This window comes from Thauera sp. SWB20 (genome assembly GCF_000831325.1).
GTDB classification, from domain to species: domain Bacteria; phylum Pseudomonadota; class Gammaproteobacteria; order Burkholderiales; family Rhodocyclaceae; genus Thauera; species Thauera aminoaromatica.
The window spans coordinates 41119-58338 of record NZ_JTDM01000020.1 but is presented as its reverse complement, the minus strand read 5'-3'; the positions used below and the strand labels follow the sequence as shown (position 1 = coordinate 58338).

At 69.8% G+C, this 17220-nt stretch carries 18 protein-coding genes; 2 read left to right on the top strand and 16 right to left on the bottom strand.

The features are described 5' to 3' along the window. Positions 1 to 24: 24 nt before the first annotated feature. Positions 25 to 843: a helix-turn-helix domain-containing protein gene (locus tag PO78_RS14295; RefSeq protein ID WP_043744696.1), complete on the bottom strand. Its 819-nt coding sequence runs from the start codon at positions 841 to 843 to the stop codon at positions 25 to 27. Positions 844 to 883: 40 nt separating this feature from the next. Then, positions 884 to 1351, bottom strand: coding sequence for a winged helix-turn-helix transcriptional regulator (locus PO78_RS14290; protein ID WP_004325466.1), 468 nt, complete (start codon positions 1349 to 1351; stop codon positions 884 to 886). 133 nt (positions 1352 to 1484) lie between these two features. Between PO78_RS14290 and PO78_RS14285 the strand changes: the two genes are divergently transcribed. Next, a complete protein-coding gene (locus PO78_RS14285) occupies positions 1485 to 2810 on the top strand; it encodes a D-amino acid dehydrogenase (RefSeq protein ID WP_012586277.1) in 1326 nt (441 codons plus the stop codon). 351 nt (positions 2811 to 3161) lie between these two features. After that, the gene (alr, locus tag PO78_RS14280) at positions 3162 to 4247 is read left to right on the top strand and encodes an alanine racemase (protein WP_043744692.1); all 1086 of its coding nucleotides are present in this window, start codon (positions 3162 to 3164) and stop codon (positions 4245 to 4247) included. Between the two features lie 113 nt (positions 4248 to 4360). Here alr and ccmI read toward each other — a convergent pair whose 3' ends face one another. The 14 genes from ccmI to napA all read right to left on the bottom strand — a co-directional run bounded on the left by ccmI (position 4361) and on the right by napA (position 17219). Next, the gene (gene ccmI, locus PO78_RS14275) at positions 4361 to 5584 is read right to left on the bottom strand and encodes a c-type cytochrome biogenesis protein CcmI (RefSeq protein WP_043744690.1); all 1224 of its coding nucleotides are present in this window, start codon (positions 5582 to 5584) and stop codon (positions 4361 to 4363) included. Then, positions 5581 to 6186, bottom strand: a complete 606-nt coding sequence (locus PO78_RS14270) for a cytochrome c-type biogenesis protein (RefSeq protein WP_197068783.1) — start codon at positions 6184 to 6186, stop codon at positions 5581 to 5583. Before PO78_RS14270 ends, ccmI begins: the two co-directional genes overlap by 4 nt. Beyond that, positions 6176 to 6769 carry a DsbE family thiol:disulfide interchange protein gene (locus PO78_RS14265; protein WP_004314212.1) on the bottom strand — a complete coding sequence of 198 codons (594 nt, stop codon included), beginning with the start codon at positions 6767 to 6769 and terminating at the stop codon, positions 6176 to 6178. The genes PO78_RS14270 and PO78_RS14265 overlap by 11 nt, the downstream gene beginning before the upstream one ends. Before the next feature lie 18 nt (positions 6770 to 6787). Further along, positions 6788 to 8764 (bottom strand): heme lyase CcmF/NrfE family subunit, encoded by a 1977-nt coding sequence (locus PO78_RS14260; RefSeq protein ID WP_012586282.1) that lies wholly within the window; start codon positions 8762 to 8764, stop codon positions 6788 to 6790. 1 nt (position 8765) lies between these two features. Next, complete coding sequence (gene ccmE / locus PO78_RS14255) at positions 8766 to 9209, bottom strand: cytochrome c maturation protein CcmE (protein WP_012586283.1); 444 nt, start codon at positions 9207 to 9209, stop codon at positions 8766 to 8768. Then, positions 9206 to 9436 carry a heme exporter protein CcmD gene (ccmD, locus tag PO78_RS14250; protein WP_004314207.1) on the bottom strand — a complete coding sequence of 77 codons (231 nt, stop codon included), beginning with the start codon at positions 9434 to 9436 and terminating at the stop codon, positions 9206 to 9208. Before ccmD ends, ccmE begins: the two co-directional genes overlap by 4 nt. Continuing rightward, positions 9436 to 10221: a heme ABC transporter permease CcmC gene (gene ccmC / locus PO78_RS14245; protein WP_043744685.1), complete on the bottom strand. Its 786-nt coding sequence runs from the start codon at positions 10219 to 10221 to the stop codon at positions 9436 to 9438. The genes ccmD and ccmC overlap by 1 nt, the downstream gene beginning before the upstream one ends. 57 nt (positions 10222 to 10278) lie before the next feature. Then, on the bottom strand, positions 10279 to 10947 hold the full coding sequence (ccmB, locus tag PO78_RS14240; protein ID WP_004314203.1) for a heme exporter protein CcmB: 669 nt from the start codon (positions 10945 to 10947) through the stop codon (positions 10279 to 10281). Next, positions 10941 to 11567 carry a cytochrome c biogenesis heme-transporting ATPase CcmA gene (gene ccmA, locus PO78_RS14235; protein ID WP_012586284.1) on the bottom strand — a complete coding sequence of 209 codons (627 nt, stop codon included), beginning with the start codon at positions 11565 to 11567 and terminating at the stop codon, positions 10941 to 10943. Before ccmA ends, ccmB begins: the two co-directional genes overlap by 7 nt. Before the next feature lie 118 nt (positions 11568 to 11685). Continuing rightward, a complete protein-coding gene (locus PO78_RS14230; protein ID WP_004314200.1) occupies positions 11686 to 12306 on the bottom strand; it encodes a NapC/NirT family cytochrome c in 621 nt (206 codons plus the stop codon). 23 nt (positions 12307 to 12329) lie between these two features. Continuing rightward, a complete protein-coding gene (locus PO78_RS14225) occupies positions 12330 to 12782 on the bottom strand; it encodes a nitrate reductase cytochrome c-type subunit (protein WP_004314198.1) in 453 nt (150 codons plus the stop codon). Further along, the gene (gene napH, locus PO78_RS14220) at positions 12779 to 13714 is read right to left on the bottom strand and encodes a quinol dehydrogenase ferredoxin subunit NapH (RefSeq protein ID WP_004314196.1); all 936 of its coding nucleotides are present in this window, start codon (positions 13712 to 13714) and stop codon (positions 12779 to 12781) included. The genes PO78_RS14225 and napH overlap by 4 nt, the downstream gene beginning before the upstream one ends. Further along, positions 13711 to 14610 (bottom strand): ferredoxin-type protein NapG, encoded by a 900-nt coding sequence (gene napG, locus PO78_RS14215; RefSeq protein WP_004314194.1) that lies wholly within the window; start codon positions 14608 to 14610, stop codon positions 13711 to 13713. Before napG ends, napH begins: the two co-directional genes overlap by 4 nt. A gap of 62 nt (positions 14611 to 14672) precedes the next feature. After that, complete coding sequence (napA, locus tag PO78_RS14210; protein ID WP_043744683.1) at positions 14673 to 17219, bottom strand: nitrate reductase catalytic subunit NapA; 2547 nt, start codon at positions 17217 to 17219, stop codon at positions 14673 to 14675. Between the last annotated feature and the right edge of the window lies 1 nt (position 17220).

Genomic DNA, 17220 nt, shown 5'->3' with positions numbered 1-17220 from the left:
GGCTCCGCGACGGCGCGGCGGTGCTCAGGGCTGGCGCGGCGACGCGAGCGCGGCCGCGATCGCCGCGGCGCAGGCCTGCAGGTCGGCCAGATGCGCCTCCACCACCTTCGCGCGCAGGTCGTAGCGCCGCGGCCACACCAGGTTGATCGCCCCGCGCACCCCGCCATCGGCGAGGATCGGCACGGCGATGGCGTCGAATCCGTCGTCGAAGCCCGCCATGTCCTCGAACGAGCCGCCGAAGAGCGCGTCGCGCACCGCATAGCCGCGCTGTCGCGTCTCCTCCAGGAGGGCGTCGATCTCGCCCTCGAGGACCGCCGCCGTGCGCGGATTCGACGGCGAGGCGGCGCGCCAGTGGGCGAGCACCGCTTCGCGTTCGGCCGCAGCGCAGAAGGCAAGCCAGGCCCGCCCGGGCGCGGAGAGCAGGATGTCCACCCGATAGCCGATGCGGTAGCGCGGATTGAGCGCCAGCCCGGAGAGGCGGCGGGAGCTCTCCGCGACCTCCATCGCGAAGTCGCGGTACACCAGCAGGTCGGACGGCCACAGCACCGTGCGCTGCAGCGCCACCAGGTGCGGCGCCGCGGCCTCGACCAGGCGCGGATCGATCGCGTGCCCGCTCGGCGCCGCGGTCCACGCCAGCGAGCGCCGCCACAGCCCGTCGTCGATCGATCGCCACGCCAGCCCGCCCCGCTCCAGGGTGTGCAGGATGCGCAGCAGCGTGGGCTTGGGGAGCCCGCTGGCGGCATGGAGCGCGCGCAGCGAGCTGCCCTCCTGGGGGCCGAGCAGGCGGAGCACCTCGATGCCGCGTTCGAGGGCACGGATCGAGGTGCCACGTTCCGAACTCATGCGTGGCGGCTCCTGTCGTCCATCCGGGACCTCCCGCGGCTCATGACATGGGAGGAATATAGAGGCTCTCCTTCACCTCCTCCATCACCACGTAGCTGCGCGACTCGGTCGCCGAGGGCAGCTTGAGCAGGATGTTGCCGAGCAGGCGACGGTAGTCGCTCATCTCCGAAATGCGCGCCTTGATCAGGTAGTCGAAGTCGCCCGACACGAGGTGGCACTCCATGACCTCGGGGACGAAGGCGAGCTCCTTCTTCACGCGCTCGAAGGCGTCGTTCGACTTGGCGGCGAGCTTGAGCTCGACGAAGACCAGCAGCGGGCGGCCGAGCGCGCGCGGGTCGACGCGGGCGTGGTAGCCGGTAATCGCGCCCTCGCGCTCCAAGCGGCGCACGCGCTCGGTGCACGGGGTCGCCGACAGGCCCACCTGGTGGGCGAGCTCGGTCATCGTCAGGCGCCCGTTCTTCTGCAACAAATCCAGTATTTTCAGGTCTGTACGGTCGAGGTCGCGCATTTCACTGCGCCGCCGGCAAGGCGGCCTCCGGATTGGTGATCTTCACTGATTGGCGATATCAGTTTAGTGACTTTCGCTAGCAAGGCCTCATTAGACTGCCGCAATTCCATCGAATACAGGCAGGAGACGCGAAATGAACGTGATCGTACTCGGCAGCGGCGTGATCGGCACCACCACCGCGTGGTATCTGGCCCAACGCGGCGCGCGCGTCACCGTGATCGACCGCCAGCCCGGCGCCGCGCTCGAGACCAGCTACGCCAACGCCGGCCAGGTCTCGCCCGGCTACTCCACACCCTGGGCCGCGCCCGGCATTCCGCTGAAGGCGCTGAAGTGGCTGTTCCAGCGCCACGCCCCGCTCGCGATCCGCGCCGACGGCAGCCTGTTCCAGCTGCGCTGGATGGCGCAGATGCTCGCCAACTGCTCGAGCGCGCGCTACGCGGTGAACAAGGAACGCATGATGCGCGTCTCCGAGTACGCCCGCGACTGCCTGCGCACGCTGCGCGCCGACACCGGCATCGCCTACGAGGAGCGCAGCCGCGGCACGCTGCAGCTGTTCCGCACCCAGGCCCAGCTCGACGCCGCCGCGCGCGACATCGCGGTGCTGGAGGAGTGCGGCGTACCCTACGAGCTGCTCGACGGCGACGCGCTCGCCGGCGCCGAGCCGGCGCTGGCCCGTCGCCCCGGCAAGCTCGCCGGCGGCCTGCGCCTGCCCAACGACGAGACCGGCGACTGCCAGCTCTTCACCACCCGCCTGGCGGCGATGGCGGAGGCGGCCGGCGTGACGTTCCGCTTCGGCACCGAGGTGCGCGAGCTGGTGCGCCGCGGCGGCCATATCGAGGGCGTGCGCATCGCCGGTGCCGACGGCGTCGAGCACACGCTGGTCGCCGACCGCTACGTGCTCGCCTTCGGCAGCTACTCGCGCGCGCTCGCCGCCAGCCTCGGACTGGACCTGCCGGTGTATCCGGTGAAGGGCTACTCGCTGACCGTGCCGCTGGTCGACGCCGCGCGCGCGCCGGTGTCCACCGTGCTCGACGAGACCTACAAGGTCGCGGTGACGCGCTTCGACGAGCGCATCCGCGTCGGCGGCATGGCCGAGCTCGGCGGCTTCGACCTGCGCCTCAACCCGCGCCGGCGCGAGACCCTGGAGCTGGTGGTGAACGACCTCTTCCCCGGTGGCGGCGACGTCAAGGCGGCGGAGTTCTGGACCGGCCTGCGCCCGATGACGCCGGATTCCACCCCGATCATCGGCGCCACGCCCTTCCCCGAGCTCTTCCTCAACACCGGCCACGGCACCCTGGGGTGGACGATGTCCTGCGGCGCCGGCGCGCTGGTCGCCGACCTGGTCGTCGGCCGCCAGCCGGCGATCCGCCACGACGACCTCGGCCTCGCGCGCTACGGCGCCGAGCACCGCAGCATACCGGTGGCCGGCGCCCGCCAGCGTCCGCTCGGCACCGTCTGAAGCGCGCTTGCGCGGCTTCGTGAGCCACGGCGCGTACCCGGGGGGCTGCATCGCGACTCGCGTCGCTCCTACAGTGCCCCGGCAGCGTGGGCGGCCCCTGTAGGAGCGACGCAAGTCGCGATTCCACGGCTCCATGTGCTGCGGCGGTGATCCGCGCGCCCGATCGCGACTTGCGTCGCTCCTACGGCGCGGCTCCGGCAGCGTGGCGGGCCCTCGTGGGAGCGACACGAGTCGCGATTCCACGGCGCGGGAGCCTCTGTGGGAGCGACGCGAGTCGCGATCGGGCCGCGCATTGCGGCGCTGGCGAATTCCCCGCACCATTTTGCCTTTCCACCCCTTCCGATCCCCGCCATGCGTCCCGCCCGCGCCCTCATCGACCTCTCCGCCCTGCGCCACAACTATCTTCTCGCTCGCGAGCGCCACGGCGGGCGGGCGCTCGCGGTGGTCAAGGCCAACGCCTATGGCCACGGCGCGCTGCGCTGCGCGCAGGCCTTGCGCGACGAGGCCGACGGCTTCGCGGTAGCCTTCCTCGGCGAGGCGCTGGAGCTGCGCGCGGGCGGCATCGATGCCCCCATCCTGCTGCTCGAGGGCGTGTTCGCCGCCGACGAGCTCGCCGAGGCGGCGCGCCAGCGGCTGTGGATGGTCGTTCACCACGAGGAGCAGCTGTGCATGCTGGAGCGCACGCCGCTCGCCGCACCGGTGGATGTGTGGCTGAAGGTCAATAGCGGCATGAACCGCGCCGGTTTCGTCGGCGACGCGGTGGCGCGGACCTGGCGGCGCCTGCAGGCGAGCGGCAAGGTCGGACGCATCGTGCTGATGACGCACTTCGCGCGCGCCGACGAGCCCGAGCTCGGGACCACGCTGGAACAGTTGCAGCGCTTCGAGGCCGCCACCGCCGGCCTGCCCGGCGCGCGCAGCGTGGCCAACTCGGCAGCGATCCTGGCCTGGCCGCAGGCGCGCCGCGACTGGGCACGCCCGGGCATCCTGCTCTACGGGGCGGATCCCATGCCCGCCGAGGGCAACGGCCTGCGTGCGGTGATGACGCTGGAGAGCGCGGTGATGGCGGTGCGCGAGATCGCGTCCGGCGAGGCGCTCGGCTACGGCGGCCGCTTCGTCGCCGAACGCCCGACGCGGGTCGGCCTGGTGGCGATGGGCTACGCCGACGGCTACCCGCGCGTGGTGCCCGACGGCACCCCGGTGGCGGTGGAGGGCCGCGCGAGCCGGATCATCGGCCGGGTGTCGATGGACATGCTGACGATCGACCTCACCGCGCTGCCCGAGGCCGGCCTGGGCAGCCAGGTCGAGCTATGGGGCAAGCAGGTGCCGATCAACCACATCGCCCAGGCCGCGGGCACGATCAGCTACGAGCTGCTGTGCAACGTGAAGCGGGTGCGGCTGGAGTATGCGGACGCGCGAGGCGTGGGAGGCAAGGCGTAGGGAGCGAGGCGTCAGCTGCGGCGGGCGATCGAGCGTCCACCGGCTTCCTGAAGCCTCTCAGCGCAGCTTGCGGAGGTTTTGCTCCTTGCCCCCGACGCCTCGCACCCGACGCCTCACTCCCGTACCCGATCGATCGTCACCGTCACGCCTTCGGCATCCGGCGCCACCGGAGCGCTGACGCCCTCGAGGTCGCCGGGGCGTGCGGTGGCATCGCCACCCTTGGAGACGCGCGCCGCGATCACGACGCGCTCGGGCACCGCGGCGTCGCCCATCATCAGCCTCGCGCCGTCGAAGTCGAAATTCACCGGCAGCTCGCTGCCCTTGAAGCGCAGCGCCGCCAGCGGGGGGCCGCCGGCCGGGCCACGCACGAACACGAACACCGCGTCCTCGGCCGCGACCTGGCCGGCGAGCGCGCCCTCGACCTGCAGGCGGCCGGCGACCTTGAGCGGCGAGGCCGGCGGCGGCGCGGCATTGCCTTCGTTGGTGGCGAGCGGCGCCATGCCGGCCTTCGCGCGCGCCTCGTTGATGCTCGCGCGCACGCCGCGCGCGACGTCGTCGCCCGGGGGGATCAGGGCGAGGATGCGCTCCCAGTAGGCGGCGGCGGCGGCGAAGTCGTCGCGCTGGTAGGCGGCGGTGCCAGCCAGCGCCAGCGCCTTGGGATGCTTCGGTTCCGCCTCGAGCGCACGCAGCACCAGCGCCTCGGCATCGCTCCCGACCTTGCCGGTCTGCGCGGCGACCACGTCGGCCCAGTCGGAGAGCACGTCGGGGTCGTTGGGCACCAGCTTGTCGAGGCGTTCGTAGGCGGCGGCAGCCTTGGGGAAGTCCTTCAGCACCAGGTAGGTGCGCGCCAGCATCGCCCAGCCCTCGGCATTGTCGGGGTTGGCGGCGAGGTGCTTCTCCAGGCTGCCCACCATCTCGGTGACCTGCTCCTGCGTGAAGCCCTGCTGGCCCTCGACGTTCTTCGGGTCGAGCGCGGCGGGCTCGCCGATCATCAGGTAGGTGCCGACGGCAAGCGCGGGGATGGCGAGGCCGGTGGCGAGCGCCCACGCCTTGCTCGGCCGGCGGTCGGCGCTGTCGGCCGTCTCGGCGGCCACCTCGGCCTCCTCGAGGGCACGGCGCTCGAGCTCCTCGCGGCTCTTCGCATGGGTCGCGGCGTCGATGCGGCCCTCGGCGAGTTCGGCGTCGAGATCGGCGAGTTGCTCGCGCAGCACGGTCAGCACCATCGCGCTCTGGCGCATCTGCGCCTGGCTGCGGCGGCCGTAGCCGAGCAGCGGCGGCAGGATCAATAGCAACGCGCCGGCCACGAGCAGGCCGGCGAAAACGAGGAAGGCGGTCACTTGCGGGACTCCGGGGATGCGGGATTCCAGGCGGCGTCCCCGCCGCCGGCGAGCAGCGCACGCGCGCGCTCGCGGTCTGCGGCGCTGAGCGCGCCCTCGGCGGCGATCTCGCTGCGGCGCCGGCGCAGGCGCCAGGCCAGCCAGCCGGCGCCCCCCAGCAGCAGGGCGAACGGCCCGACCCAGAGCAGCCCGGTCACAGCCTTGAAGGGCGGCTCGTAGAGCACGAAGTCGCCGTAGCGCTCCACGAGGTAGTCGATCACGTCGTCCTTGTCCTTGCCCGCGGCGAGCTGTTCGCGCACCTGGTTGCGCAGGTCCACCGCGAGCGGCGCGTTGGATTCGGCGATCGACTGGTTCTGGCAGACGAGGCAGCGCAGCTTGTGCGACAGCTCCATCATGTCGGCTTCGAGCTTGGGATCGGCGGCGACCGCCGGGGCGACGCCCGGGTCGCTCGCGGTGGCGATGCCGGCGGGGGTGATGGCCGGGCCGCCTTCGGCCGTGGCGGCATGGAGCGGGGCGGCGATCAGCGCGGCGAGCGCGCCGACGCCGAGCACGCGACGCAGGCCGTGGAGCCCGGACGGGACGAGCTTGGGATCAGCCGGCACGACGCAGCTCCTCGACCTTGGGCATGATCTGGGTCTGCAGCGACTCGGGAGTGATCGGGCCGATGTGCTTGTAGCGGATGCGGCCTTCGCGGTCGATCAGGAAGGTCTCGGGCACGCCATACACGCCGAAGTCGATGCCGACGCGGCCGTCGATGTCGAGCACCGAGAGCAGGTAGGGGTTGCCGTGATCGGCGAGCCAGCGCCGTGCGCGCTCGATCGCCATCGTGGTCTCGGCCTCGAGCGCCATGCCGCGGGTGCTGATCGCGCCGTCGCCGCGCACTTCCTTGTAGTTGAGGCCGACCACCGGCACCAGCTTCTGCGCGGCCATGCGTACCAGCACCGGGTGCTCCTGGCGGCAGGCCACGCACCACGAGGCCCACACGTTGAGCAGCCAGACCTGGCCGCGCATCTCCTCGAGCGCGAAGGTCTGCTCGGGCTGGTCGAGACGGGCGAGGCGGAAGTTCGGCGCCGGCTTGTCGATCAGCGGCGAGGGCACCTCGCGCGGGTTGAGGGTGAGGCCGAAGGCGAGGAAGCCGGCGAGGCCGAAGAACAGCAGCAGCGGTACGAGAAACTTGGCTTTCATGGTTTTCCCAGGTCGAACTCAGGCGGCGACGCGACTGCCCACCGCCGCGGCGGCGTCGCGCGCGGCCAGGCGGCGATAGCGGCGGTCGGCGGCGGCGAACACGCCTCCGAGGCCCATCAACACGCAACCTGCCCAGATCCAGCTGATGAAGGGCTTGTAGTAGAGGCTGACGATCCAGGCGCCGTCCTCGAGCTGTTCGCCGAGCGAGACGTACACGTCGCGGAACACGCCGATGTCGAGCGAGGCCTCGGTCATCGGCATGCCCTGGGCGAGATAGACGCGCTTCTCGGGAGTGAGCATGTCGAGCGAGCGGCCGTCGCGCAGCAGTTCGATCCTGCCGCGCGCGGCGTCGTAGTTGGGGCCGTCGGCATCCACCGCGCCACGGAAGACGAAAGTGTAGCCGGCGAGCTCGGCGTGCTGGCCTTCCTTCATCTTGACGTCGAGGTGGCGGTCCAGGCTGCCCACCATGGTGACGCCGATGATGAAGATGCCGATGCCGAAGTGGGCGAGCCACATTCCCCACCACGACGCGGTGATCGAACGCAGGCGCGAACCGGCCGAGGCCCCGGCGCGCTCGCCGAGGCGGCGGACGAGCAGTTGCAGGCTGGCGAGCACCACCCAGGCCGCGAGCGAGAGGCCAAGCGCGGTGCGCCAGGTGAGGTGATCCACCGCCCACGCGCTGCCGACGCCGATCGCCACGCTGGCGACGAAGGCGGGCGCCACGCGGCGCACCTCGGCGAGGAGCTCGTCGTCCTTCCAGCGCAGGAAGGGGCCGAACACCATCAGCACCACGACCGGGGTCATCAGCGGCACGAACACCGCCTCGAAGTAGGGCGGCCCGACCGAGATCTTGCCGAGGCCGAGGGCGTCGAGGAAGAGCGGATACAGCGTGCCGAGCAGCACCGAGGCCGAGGCCACGGTGAGCAGGACGTTATTGGCGAGCAGGGCGGTCTCGCGCGACACCAGGCCGAAGCTGCCGCCGCCCATGAGCTTGTTCGCACGCATCGCGTACAGCAGCAGCGAGAAGCCGATCACGATCACGAGCAGGGCGAGGATGTAGAGGCCGCGCCTGGGGTCGGTGGCGAAGGCGTGCACGCTGGTGATGACGCCCGAGCGCACCAGGAAGGTGCCGAGCAGCGACAGCGAGAAGGCGCCGATCGCCAGCAGCACCGTCCAGCTGCGGAAGGCGCCGCGCTTCTCGGTGACGGCGAGCGAGTGCATCAGCGCGGTGCCGAGCAGCCAGGGCATGAAGGAGGCGTTCTCGACCGGATCCCAGAACCACCAGCCCCCCCAGCCGAGCTCGTAGTAGGCCCAGCCCGAGCCGACCGCGATGCCGGCGGTGAGGAAGACCCAGGCGATCGTGGTCCACGGCCGCGACCAGCGTGCCCAGGCGGCATCCATCCGTCCCGACAGCAGCGCCGCGATCGCGAACGCGAAGGCCACCGAGAAGCCGACGTAGCCCATGTAGAGCAGCGGCGGATGGATGATCATCCCCGGGTCCTGCAGCAGCGGGTTGAGGTCGCGGCCCTCGGCGACGGCCGGCAGCAGGCGGTCGAAGGGGTTGGAGGTGACCAGGGTGAAGGAGATGAAGCCGGCGCTGACCAGACCGAGCACGCCCAGCACGCGGGCGAGGAAGGCGTCGGGCAGGTGGCGCGAGAACACCGTCACCGCGACCGTCCACAGCGACAGCGACATCGCCCACAGCAGCAGCGAGCCCTCGTGGTTGCCCCACACGCCGGTGATCTTGTACATCAGCGGGGTGGCGCTGTGCGAGTTGGTGGCCGCGAGCTGGACGGAAAAGTCGCTCTGGATGAAGGCCCAGGTCAGGCAGAAGTAGCTGAACAGGATGAAGAAGAACTGCCCCTGAGCGGCCGGGCGGCCGACCGCCATCAGCGCCGAGCTGTTGCGCTGCGCGCCGACCAGCGGCACGACCGCCTGCACCAGCGACAGCACCAGGGCAAGAATGAGGGCGAAGTGTCCGAGTTCGGGAATCATGTCACTGGCTCAAGGTCTGGGCGGCCTTCTGGGCCTGTTCCACGGCGTGGGCGGCCTCCGGCGGCATGTAGTTCTCGTCGTGCTTGGCGAGCACTTCGGTGGCGCGGAACACGCCGCCCTCGAGCTTGCCCTGCACCACCGCGCCCTTGCCCTCCTTGAAGAGGTCGGGCAGCGTGCCCTTGTAGGTCACCGGGATGACCCTGGCGGTGTCGGTGATCGCGAAGCGCACGGTGACACCGTCGGCCTCGCGCTGGATCGAGCCGTCCTCGACCATGCCGCCGATGCGGAAGGTCTTGCCGGTGGGCGCCTTGCCCTCGGAGACCTCGGTCGGCGTATGGAAGAACACCAGGTTTTGCTGGAAGGCGCTCAGCACCAGGGCGACCGCGGCGAACAGCAGGGCCACCCCGCCGCCGACCAGCATCAGACGTTTGCTACGGGCTTTCATGTTTCCGACTCCATGGCGGGCATCGTGCCTTCGCCGTTACGCTTGCCTGCATCCTTGCCCACCGCGCGGCGCCAGCGCAGCAGGCGACGGGTGGTGTCCTTCCGACGCTGGAACACGAGCACGAGTTCCAGCGCGATCAACGCGAACGCGAGGCCGTAGCTGCCCCACACGTAAAAGGCGGCGCCGCCCATGTCCCAGAACGCGGACCAGCTCTCCCACTGCTGCATCAGGCACGCCCTCCGGCGGTTTGCGAAAGCCTCGCGGCGCGCTCGAGCTCGGCACCGACCCACTCGGTATGGCGCTCGCGCTCGAGGATCATCGGCCGCACCCGCCACAGCACCACGGCGAGGGTGTAGGCCCACGACGCCAGCGCCATCACGAGCATGCCGGTGAGCATGGTGGTCGCCATCGACGGCGCCTTGGTGAGGCTCACCGAGGCGCCCTGGTGCAGGGTGTTCCACCATTGCACCGAGAAGTAGATGATCGGCACGTTGACCGCGCCCACCAGCGCGATGATTGCGCCGGCGCGGTCGGCGCGGCGCGGATCCTCGATCGCGCGCGTGAGCGCGATGAAGCCGAAGTAGAGGAAGAGCAGCAGCAGCTGCGAGGTCAGGCGCGCATCCCACACCCAGTAGGCGCCCCAGGTGGGCTTGCCCCACAGCGCGCCGGTCCACAGCGCGACGAAGCAGAACATCGCCCCGGTGGGGGCGAGCGCCTGGCTCATCACGAAGGACAGGCGGGTGTTCATGACCAGCCCGACCGCCGACCAGAAGGCCATGACGAGGTAGATGAACATCGACATCCAGGCCGCCGGCACGTGGATGAAGATCACCCGATAGACCTGCCCCTGGGTGGCGTCGGTGGGGGCGACGAAGAAGCCGAGCCACAGCCCGACCGCGGTGAGGACGACGGCGCTCGCGGCGAACCAGGGCGCGAGACGACCGGCGAGGGGATAGAAGTTCTGCGGTGCAGCAAACCGCAGCAGGCTGCGACCGCGTTCGGGATTCGTCATGCTTCGAGGCTTCGCTTTCTCGGCCCGCCGCGCCCGCCTGGGAGCGCGGCGATGTCGTCAATCGGTTGAAATTCTGAGCGCTGCCGCGCACGCCACCGGCGCCAGCGCGAGCGCCCCCGCCAGACCACCGCCGAGCAGCAGCAGATGGGCGGCGGCACCGCTACCCGACAGCTCGGCCTCGACCGCGCCGGCACCGAAGATCAGCACCGGGACGAACAGCGGCAGCACCAGCAGGGCCAGCAGCATGCCACCGCCGCGCAGCCCGAGGGTCAGCGCCGCGCCGACCCCACCGAGCAGCGCGAGGATGGGCGTGCCGAGCAGCAAACTTAGTATCAGCACCGGCAGCCCGCCTTGTTCGAGGTCAAGCAGCAGCCCCATGGCCGGCGCCACCGCCACCACCGGCAGGCCGGTGCTGAGCCAGAACGCCAGCACCTTGGCCATCACCCACAGCGCAGCCGGCTCGCTAGACAGGAGAAGCTGCTCGAGAGTTCCGTCGCTGTAGTCCTGCGCGAACAGGCGATGCAGCGAAAGCAGGCAGGCGAGCAGCGCCGCGACCCACAGCACGCCGGGCGCGATCGCGCGCAGCTGGTTGGGCTCGGCGCCGACGCCGAAGGGGAACAGGCACACCACGATGATGAAGAAGGCGAGCGTGACGAGCACGTCGGCGCGCCCGCGCCAGGCCAGCAGCAGGTCGCGCCGCAGCACGGCGAGGAAGGTGCTCAGCATGCGAAGACTCCGACGTCGAGCACCTCGGGCGGGCGCGCGAAGGGCGCGTCCTGGTGGGTGGTGAGCATCACCATGCCGCCCGCTTCGCAGTGCTGCGAGAGCGTGGCGGCGAGATCGGCGACCGCACGCACGTCGAGCGCGGTGAAGGGCTCGTCGAGCACCCACAGCGGGCGCGCGTTCGACAGGAACAGCCGCGCCAGGCCGACGCGGCGGCGCTGGCCCTGCGACAGCACGCGCGCCGGCAGGTCGAGCTGGTCGGCGAGGCCGATGCGCTGCAGGGCCTGCACGCAGTCCTCCGCGTCGACCGCGTCGCCGGCGGCAGCGCAGGCGAAACGCAGGTTCTCCAGCGGGCTGAGGAGGTCATTGAGCGCGGCGGCGTGGCCGAGGTAGAGCAGGTCGCCGTGGAAGGCCTCGCGCGCGCGCCGGATCGACTCGCCGCGCCAGCGGATCTCGCCGGCCTCGGGCAGCGCCAGCCCGGTGACCAGGCGCAGCAGGCTGGTCTTGCCGACCCCGTTGGGCCCGGCGACGCGCAGCAGGCCACCCGCCTGGAGGCGGAAGGCGAGGTCGCGGAACAGCAGGCGATCGCCTTTCAGGCAGGCGAGACTTTCGACTTCGAGCATGGGGACGGATTGGAACACAGGCGGCCCGGGATGCGCCATCCCGGCACACACCGGAAAGGCGCGCCCCGCGGCGCACCGCTCGATGCGGCGCAGCGCGGGGCGGGGGCTGCGGCGCAGCTCAGTCCTTCTTCGCGGGCGGGTGCATCACCTCGGGAGCGACGCCTTCGCGCGGCGCGCCGATGTGCTGGTCGACCGGCGGCAGCGAGTGCGCGATGCCCTTGTGGCAGTCGATGCAGGTCTTGCCCTCGGCGAAGCCGGCCTGGTGCATCTGGTTGGAGCGACGGCCCTGCACCGAGTAGTCGAAATACTCGTAGTTGTGGCAGTTGCGGCACTCCTGCGAGTTGTTCGCCTTCATGCGGTTCCACTCGTTCTGCGCCAGGCGCAGGCGCTCGGCGGCGAACTTCTCCGGCGTGTCGATGGTGCCCATCACCTTGCCGTAGAGCTCGCGCGAGGCCTTGATCTTGCGGATCATCTTCGGGCCCCACTCCTTGGGCACGTGGCAGTCCGGGCAGGTCGCGCGCACCCCGGTGCGGTTCTGGTAGTGGATGGTGTTGCGATACTCCTTGAAGACGTTCTGCTCCATCTCATGACAGGAAATGCAGAACTTCTCCGTGTTGGTCATCTCCAGGGCCCAGTTGAAGCCCCCCCAGAACACCACGCCCGCGGCGACGAGCAGGACGATGGCGCCCCAGCCCGCACCGCGGATGCGCTGCATCAGGCTCTTGTTGTTGTCGGTCATGTCGATCCCCGTGTGTCGATTCTTCAGCGCAGGCCTTCCGCGCGCTGGAACTTGTTGCCGACCAGCGGCTTGGCGTCGGTCTGGGGCACATGGCACTGCATGCAGAAATAGCGGCGCGGCGAGATGTTCGACAGTTCGCCGCCGTCACGATCCTTGAAGTGGGTCAGGCTGACCTTGGTGGCGCCCGACTCCTTGTAGCGGCTCCAGGCGTGGCAGTCCATGCACTTGTTGAAGTTGATCGTGACCTCGTAGCCCTCCACCTTGTGCGGGATCAGCGGCGGTTGCTGCACGTAGTCGCGCTCGATCGGCGCCTGGTCGGGAATCGGCTTGTAGTTGCCGACCTGCAGCTCCTGCTCGGCCACGTCGGCGCCGCGAATGCTCTTCACCGCCTGCGCCATCGCCGCGGGCGGCACCATGGCACCGAAGCCGACAGCGGCGACGAGCGCGAGCACCAGATTTCGGGTTTGTTTGTTCATGACTCGCTCCTGTTGAATCGGGTCGTAATGCGGAAAACGTCCTTGCCGCACACATCCACGCAGCGTCCGCAGGTGGTGCAGTCGGCATCCAGAATGAGGGGGTGGTCCTGGCCTACGCCCTTGAGCGCGGGCCGGATGACCTGGGGCTCGGGGCAGACGGCGAAGCAGTCCATGCAGTCGTTGCACGCGCTGCGCTTGGCGGCCGAGACCTTGACGACGGCGGCGCGTCCGAGCAGGGCGTAGAAGGCGCCTTGCGGGCACAGGTGGCCACACCAGCCGCGCGGGGCGATGAGCAGGTCGTAGAAGAAGATGCCGCCGACGATGCCCCAGGCCAGTCCGAAACCGAAGATCAGGCCGCGGTGGAACATCGACACCGGATTCACCCACTCCCACGCCAGCGAGCCGGTCGCCGCCGCGATGACCAGCACGAAGCCGAGCAGCCAGTAGCGCGTGCTGCCCGACGGCACCTTGCCACCCTTGAGGCCCAGCCGCCGGCGCAACCAGGCGGCGGCGTCGGTGACGAGGTTGACCGGACACACCCACGAGCAGAACAGCCGCCCACCGAAGAGCAGATAGAAGGCGAGCACGATGCCGGCGCCGAGCAGCGCCTCCCGGTAGGGCCAGTGCCCGGCGGCGAGCTGCTGCACGACCAGGAAGGGGTCGGTGAGCGGCAGCACGCCGAGGGTGAGGCTGGACGACAGGTTGCCCTTGACGATCCACCACCCCAGCCATGGCCCGACGAGGAAGAGTGCGAGGATGCCGAGCTGCGACGCGCGCCGCAGCAGCAGCCACTTGTGCGCGCGCAGCCAGCCCTTCGCCTCCACCGCCTCGCGCCCGGGACGTGCGACCACGCCGCGCATCGCGGCGCCGCGCACGCTGGTGGGCGGGACCTTGCGTTCCGGCACGCCGCCGGCGCCGAGTCGCGCACTCATGGCTTCCACCCCGAGTCGAGACCACCGCCCGCCGGCTTCGCGGGAACGTAATCCGGCACCTGCGCGGGCGCCTGGACCGGCCCTTGCCCGGGTTCGACCCGAGTGTCACCGTAGGCCTTGCCTTCGAGGCCGCGCACCGGCAGCTCGACCTGGTCGCCGATGAGCGACTTGCCGGCGGCCTCCTTCTCTTCCCAGCCACGCAGGTAGTGTTCGGCCTTCGAGCCTTGCGCCAGCTTGATCGGCAACACCTTGATCGCCGCCTCGCCGGGCAGCACGCAGGCCTTCTCGCACTTGCCGCAGCCGGTGCAGTGCTCGGAATGCACGGTCGGCAGCAGCATCGCGTGACGGTCGGAGCGCGGGTTGTGCATGCGCTCGAGAGTGATCGCCTGGTCGATGACCGGGCACACCCGGTAGCACACGTCACAGCGCAGGCCGAGGAAGTTGAGGCAGTTCTCCTGGTCGATCAGGACCGCCAGCCCCATCTTCGCCTTGGTGATATCGACCAGCGCACGGTCGAGCGCGCCGGTCGGACAGGCCACCACGCAGGGGATGTCCTCGCACATCTCGCAGGGAATGTCGCGCGCCTCGAAGTACGGCGTGCCCGTCGCCACCCCGTCGCCGAACTCGGCCAGCTTCAGGGTCTTGTAGGGACAGTCGCGCACGCACAGGCCGCAGCGCACGCAGGCCGCGAGAAAAGCGTCTTCGGGGAGAGCGCCGGGCGGACGGATGGCCGTCGCCGGCAACGCCGACGCCTGCTTCGCGTACATCCCGGCACCGAGCGCGAGCAGACCCGCACCGCCGGCGACGCCCGCCGCATCCTTGAGGAAGCGGCGGCGCGAAGCCGGAGCGACGGGTTCAACGCGTCCGGTCGATTGCACCTTGTCGTTCATCAGCATCGCGAGCCCCGCCCTCCGCGCGTCCCCCCGGTCGGCGGGGGCCGGACTCGCGCCTCCTCTCATCAGACCTTAAGGACCTTCACCGCGCATTTCTTGTAGTCGGTCTCCTTCGAGATCGGGCAGGTGGCGTCGAGCGTGAGCTTGTTCACCAGCCGGCCTTCGTCGAAGAAGGGCACGAAGATGAGCCCGACCGGCGGCTTGTTGCGGCCGCGGGTCTCCAGGCGGGCGACGATCTCGCCGCGCCGCGACACCACCTTGACCGCCATTCCGCGCTGCAGGCCGCGCTTCTGCGCGTCCTCGGGGTGCATGAAGATCTGTGCCTCGGGCACCGAGCGGTGCAGCTCGGGCACGCGCCGGGTCATCGAGCCGGTGTGCCAGTGCTCCAGCACGCGGCCGGTACACAGCCACATGTCGAACTCGGCGTCGGGCATCTCGGGCGGATCCTGGTAGGGCAGCGCGAACACGACCGCCTTGTTGTCCTTGTGGCCGTAGAACTTCACGCCCTCGCCCGCCTTCACGTACGGGTCATAGCCCTCGCGGAAGCGCCACAGGGTCTCCTTGTCGTCCACCACCGGCCAGCGCAGGCCGCGCGCCTTGTGGTAGACGTCGAAGTCGGCGAGGTCGTGGGCGTGGCCGCGACCGAAGGCGGCGTACTCCTCGAACAAGCCCTTCTGCAGGTAGAAGCCGAGCTCCTTCGACTCGTCGTTCATGTAGCCCGGAATCGCATGCCCGTTGGCCTTCTCGACGTCGGCGAGCGGGAACTTGTTCACCTGGCCGTTGGCGTAGAGCACGTCGTACAGGGTCTTGCCGCGGTACTCGGGCTTCTTGGCGACGAGCTCCTCCGGCCACACTTCCTCGACCTTGAAGCGCTTGGCGAACTGGATGTACTGCCACAGGTCGGACTTGGCCTCGCCCGGCGCCGACACCTGCTGGCGCCAGAACTGGGTGCGGCGCTCGGCGTTGCCGAAGGCGCCTTCCTTCTCGGCCCACATCGCGCACGGCAGGATCAGGTCGGCCGACAGCGCGGAGACGGTCGGATAGACGTCGGACACCACCACGAAGGCCTCCGGGTTGCGCCAGCCCGGGTAGATCTCGTCATTGACGTTGGGGCCCGCCTGCATGTTGTTGGTGGTCGTGGTCCAGTAGCACTTGAGCTTGCCGTCCTTGAGCGCGCGGCTCTGCGCCACCGCATGCAGACCGATCTTGGGCGGGATCGTGCCCTCGGGCAGCTTCCACAATTCCTCGGTGAGCGCGCGGTGCATCGGGTTGGTGACCACCATGTCGGCCGGCAGGCGGTGGGCGAAGGTGCCGACCTCGCGCGCGGTGCCGCAGGCCGAGGGCTGACCGGTGAGCGAGAACGGGCTGTTGCCGGGCTCCGAGATCTTGCCCACGAGCAGGTGGACGTTGTAGATCATGTTGTTCACCCAGGTGCCGCGGGTGTGCTGGTTGAAGCCCATGGTCCAGAACGACACCACCTTGCGGTTCGGGTCGGCATACTGCTCGGCCATCTTTACCAGGCGATCCTCCGGCACGCCCGAAAGCTTCGACACCTTCTCGGCGGTGTACTCCGAGACGAACCTGGCGAACTCGTCGAAGCTGATGTCCTTGGCCGCGCCGGTGTCGCCCTTGGGCTTGCCCTCGGCACCCGGGTAGCCGTTGCTCGTGGCCTTGGCTTCCAGCACATGGTTCGGGCGCAGGCCGAAACCGATGTCGGTCTCGCCGATCTTGAACTTGACGTTGCGCTCGACGAAGGCCTTGTTCACCTTGCCGTTCTGGATGATGTAGTTGCAGATGTAGTTGAGGATCGCCAGGTCGGTCTGCGGCACGAAGATCATCGGGTTGTCGGCGAGCTCGTAGGAACGATGCTCGAAGGTCGACAGCACGTGCACCTGGCAGCCTTGCTTGGACAGGCGGCGGTCGGTGATGCGGCTCCACAGGATGGGGTGCATCTCCGCCATGTTCGAGCCCCACAGCACGAAGGTGTCGGCGTTCTCGATGTCGTCGTAACAGCCCATCGGCTCGTCGATGCCGAAGGTGCGCATGAAGCCGGCCACCGCCGACGCCATGCAGTGGCGCGCGTTGGGATCGAGGTTGTTGGTGCGGAAGCCGGCCTTCATCAGCTTCGAGGCGGCATAGCCCTCCCACACCGTCCACTGGCCCGAGCCGAACATGGCGACGGAGTCGGGGCCGTGCTCCTTGATCGCCTTCTTCCACTTCTGCTCCATGATGTCGAAGGCCTGCTCCCACGAGATCGGCGTGAACTCGCCGTTCTTGTCGAACTGGCCGTTCTTCATGCGCAGCAGCGGCTTGGTAAGGCGGTCCTCGCCGTACATGATCTTGGACAGGAAGTAGCCCTTGATGCAGTTCAGGCCGCGGTTGACCGGCGAGTCCGGATCACCCTGGGTGGCGACCACGCGCCCGTCCTGCACGCCCACCAGCACCGAGCAGCCGGTGCCGCAGAAGCGGCAGGCCGCCTTGTCCCAGCGCACCTTGGTGCCGCCCGCGCCGGGCTGCTGCGCCTCGGCGACGACCGGGATCCCGATGCCGGCGGTGGCGGCCGCCGCGGCGATCGCGTTGTTCTTGATGAATTCGCGTCGATTCATGCTCATG

What these genes read in the sequence shown, in the direction of transcription:
- ccmB (WP_004314203.1), bottom strand. Translation starts at nt 10,947, where the DNA reads ATGCTGAGCACCTTCCTCGCCGTGCTGCGGCGCGACCTGCTGCTGGCC.
- ccmA (WP_012586284.1), bottom strand. Translation starts at nt 11,567, where the DNA reads ATGCTCGAAGTCGAAAGTCTCGCCTGCCTGAAAGGCGATCGCCTGCTG.
- PO78_RS14230 (WP_004314200.1), bottom strand. Translation starts at nt 12,306, where the DNA reads ATGACCGACAACAACAAGAGCCTGATGCAGCGCATCCGCGGTGCGGGC.
- PO78_RS14265 (WP_004314212.1), bottom strand. Translation starts at nt 6,769, where the DNA reads ATGAAAGCCAAGTTTCTCGTACCGCTGCTGCTGTTCTTCGGCCTCGCC.
- PO78_RS14260 (WP_012586282.1), bottom strand. Translation starts at nt 8,764, where the DNA reads ATGATTCCCGAACTCGGACACTTCGCCCTCATTCTTGCCCTGGTGCTG.
- ccmE (WP_012586283.1), bottom strand. Translation starts at nt 9,209, where the DNA reads ATGAAAGCCCGTAGCAAACGTCTGATGCTGGTCGGCGGCGGGGTGGCC.
- ccmD (WP_004314207.1), bottom strand. Translation starts at nt 9,436, where the DNA reads ATGCAGCAGTGGGAGAGCTGGTCCGCGTTCTGGGACATGGGCGGCGCC.
- napH (WP_004314196.1), bottom strand. Translation starts at nt 13,714, where the DNA reads ATGAGTGCGCGACTCGGCGCCGGCGGCGTGCCGGAACGCAAGGTCCCG.
- PO78_RS14290 (WP_004325466.1), bottom strand. Translation starts at nt 1,351, where the DNA reads ATGCGCGACCTCGACCGTACAGACCTGAAAATACTGGATTTGTTGCAG.
- alr (WP_043744692.1), top strand. Translation starts at nt 3,162, where the DNA reads ATGCGTCCCGCCCGCGCCCTCATCGACCTCTCCGCCCTGCGCCACAAC.
- napG (WP_004314194.1), bottom strand. Translation starts at nt 14,610, where the DNA reads ATGCTGATGAACGACAAGGTGCAATCGACCGGACGCGTTGAACCCGTC.
- napA (WP_043744683.1), bottom strand. Translation starts at nt 17,219, where the DNA reads ATGAGCATGAATCGACGCGAATTCATCAAGAACAACGCGATCGCCGCG.
- PO78_RS14295 (WP_043744696.1), bottom strand. Translation starts at nt 843, where the DNA reads ATGAGTTCGGAACGTGGCACCTCGATCCGTGCCCTCGAACGCGGCATC.
- PO78_RS14225 (WP_004314198.1), bottom strand. Translation starts at nt 12,782, where the DNA reads ATGAACAAACAAACCCGAAATCTGGTGCTCGCGCTCGTCGCCGCTGTC.
- PO78_RS14285 (WP_012586277.1), top strand. Translation starts at nt 1,485, where the DNA reads ATGAACGTGATCGTACTCGGCAGCGGCGTGATCGGCACCACCACCGCG.
- ccmC (WP_043744685.1), bottom strand. Translation starts at nt 10,221, where the DNA reads ATGACGAATCCCGAACGCGGTCGCAGCCTGCTGCGGTTTGCTGCACCG.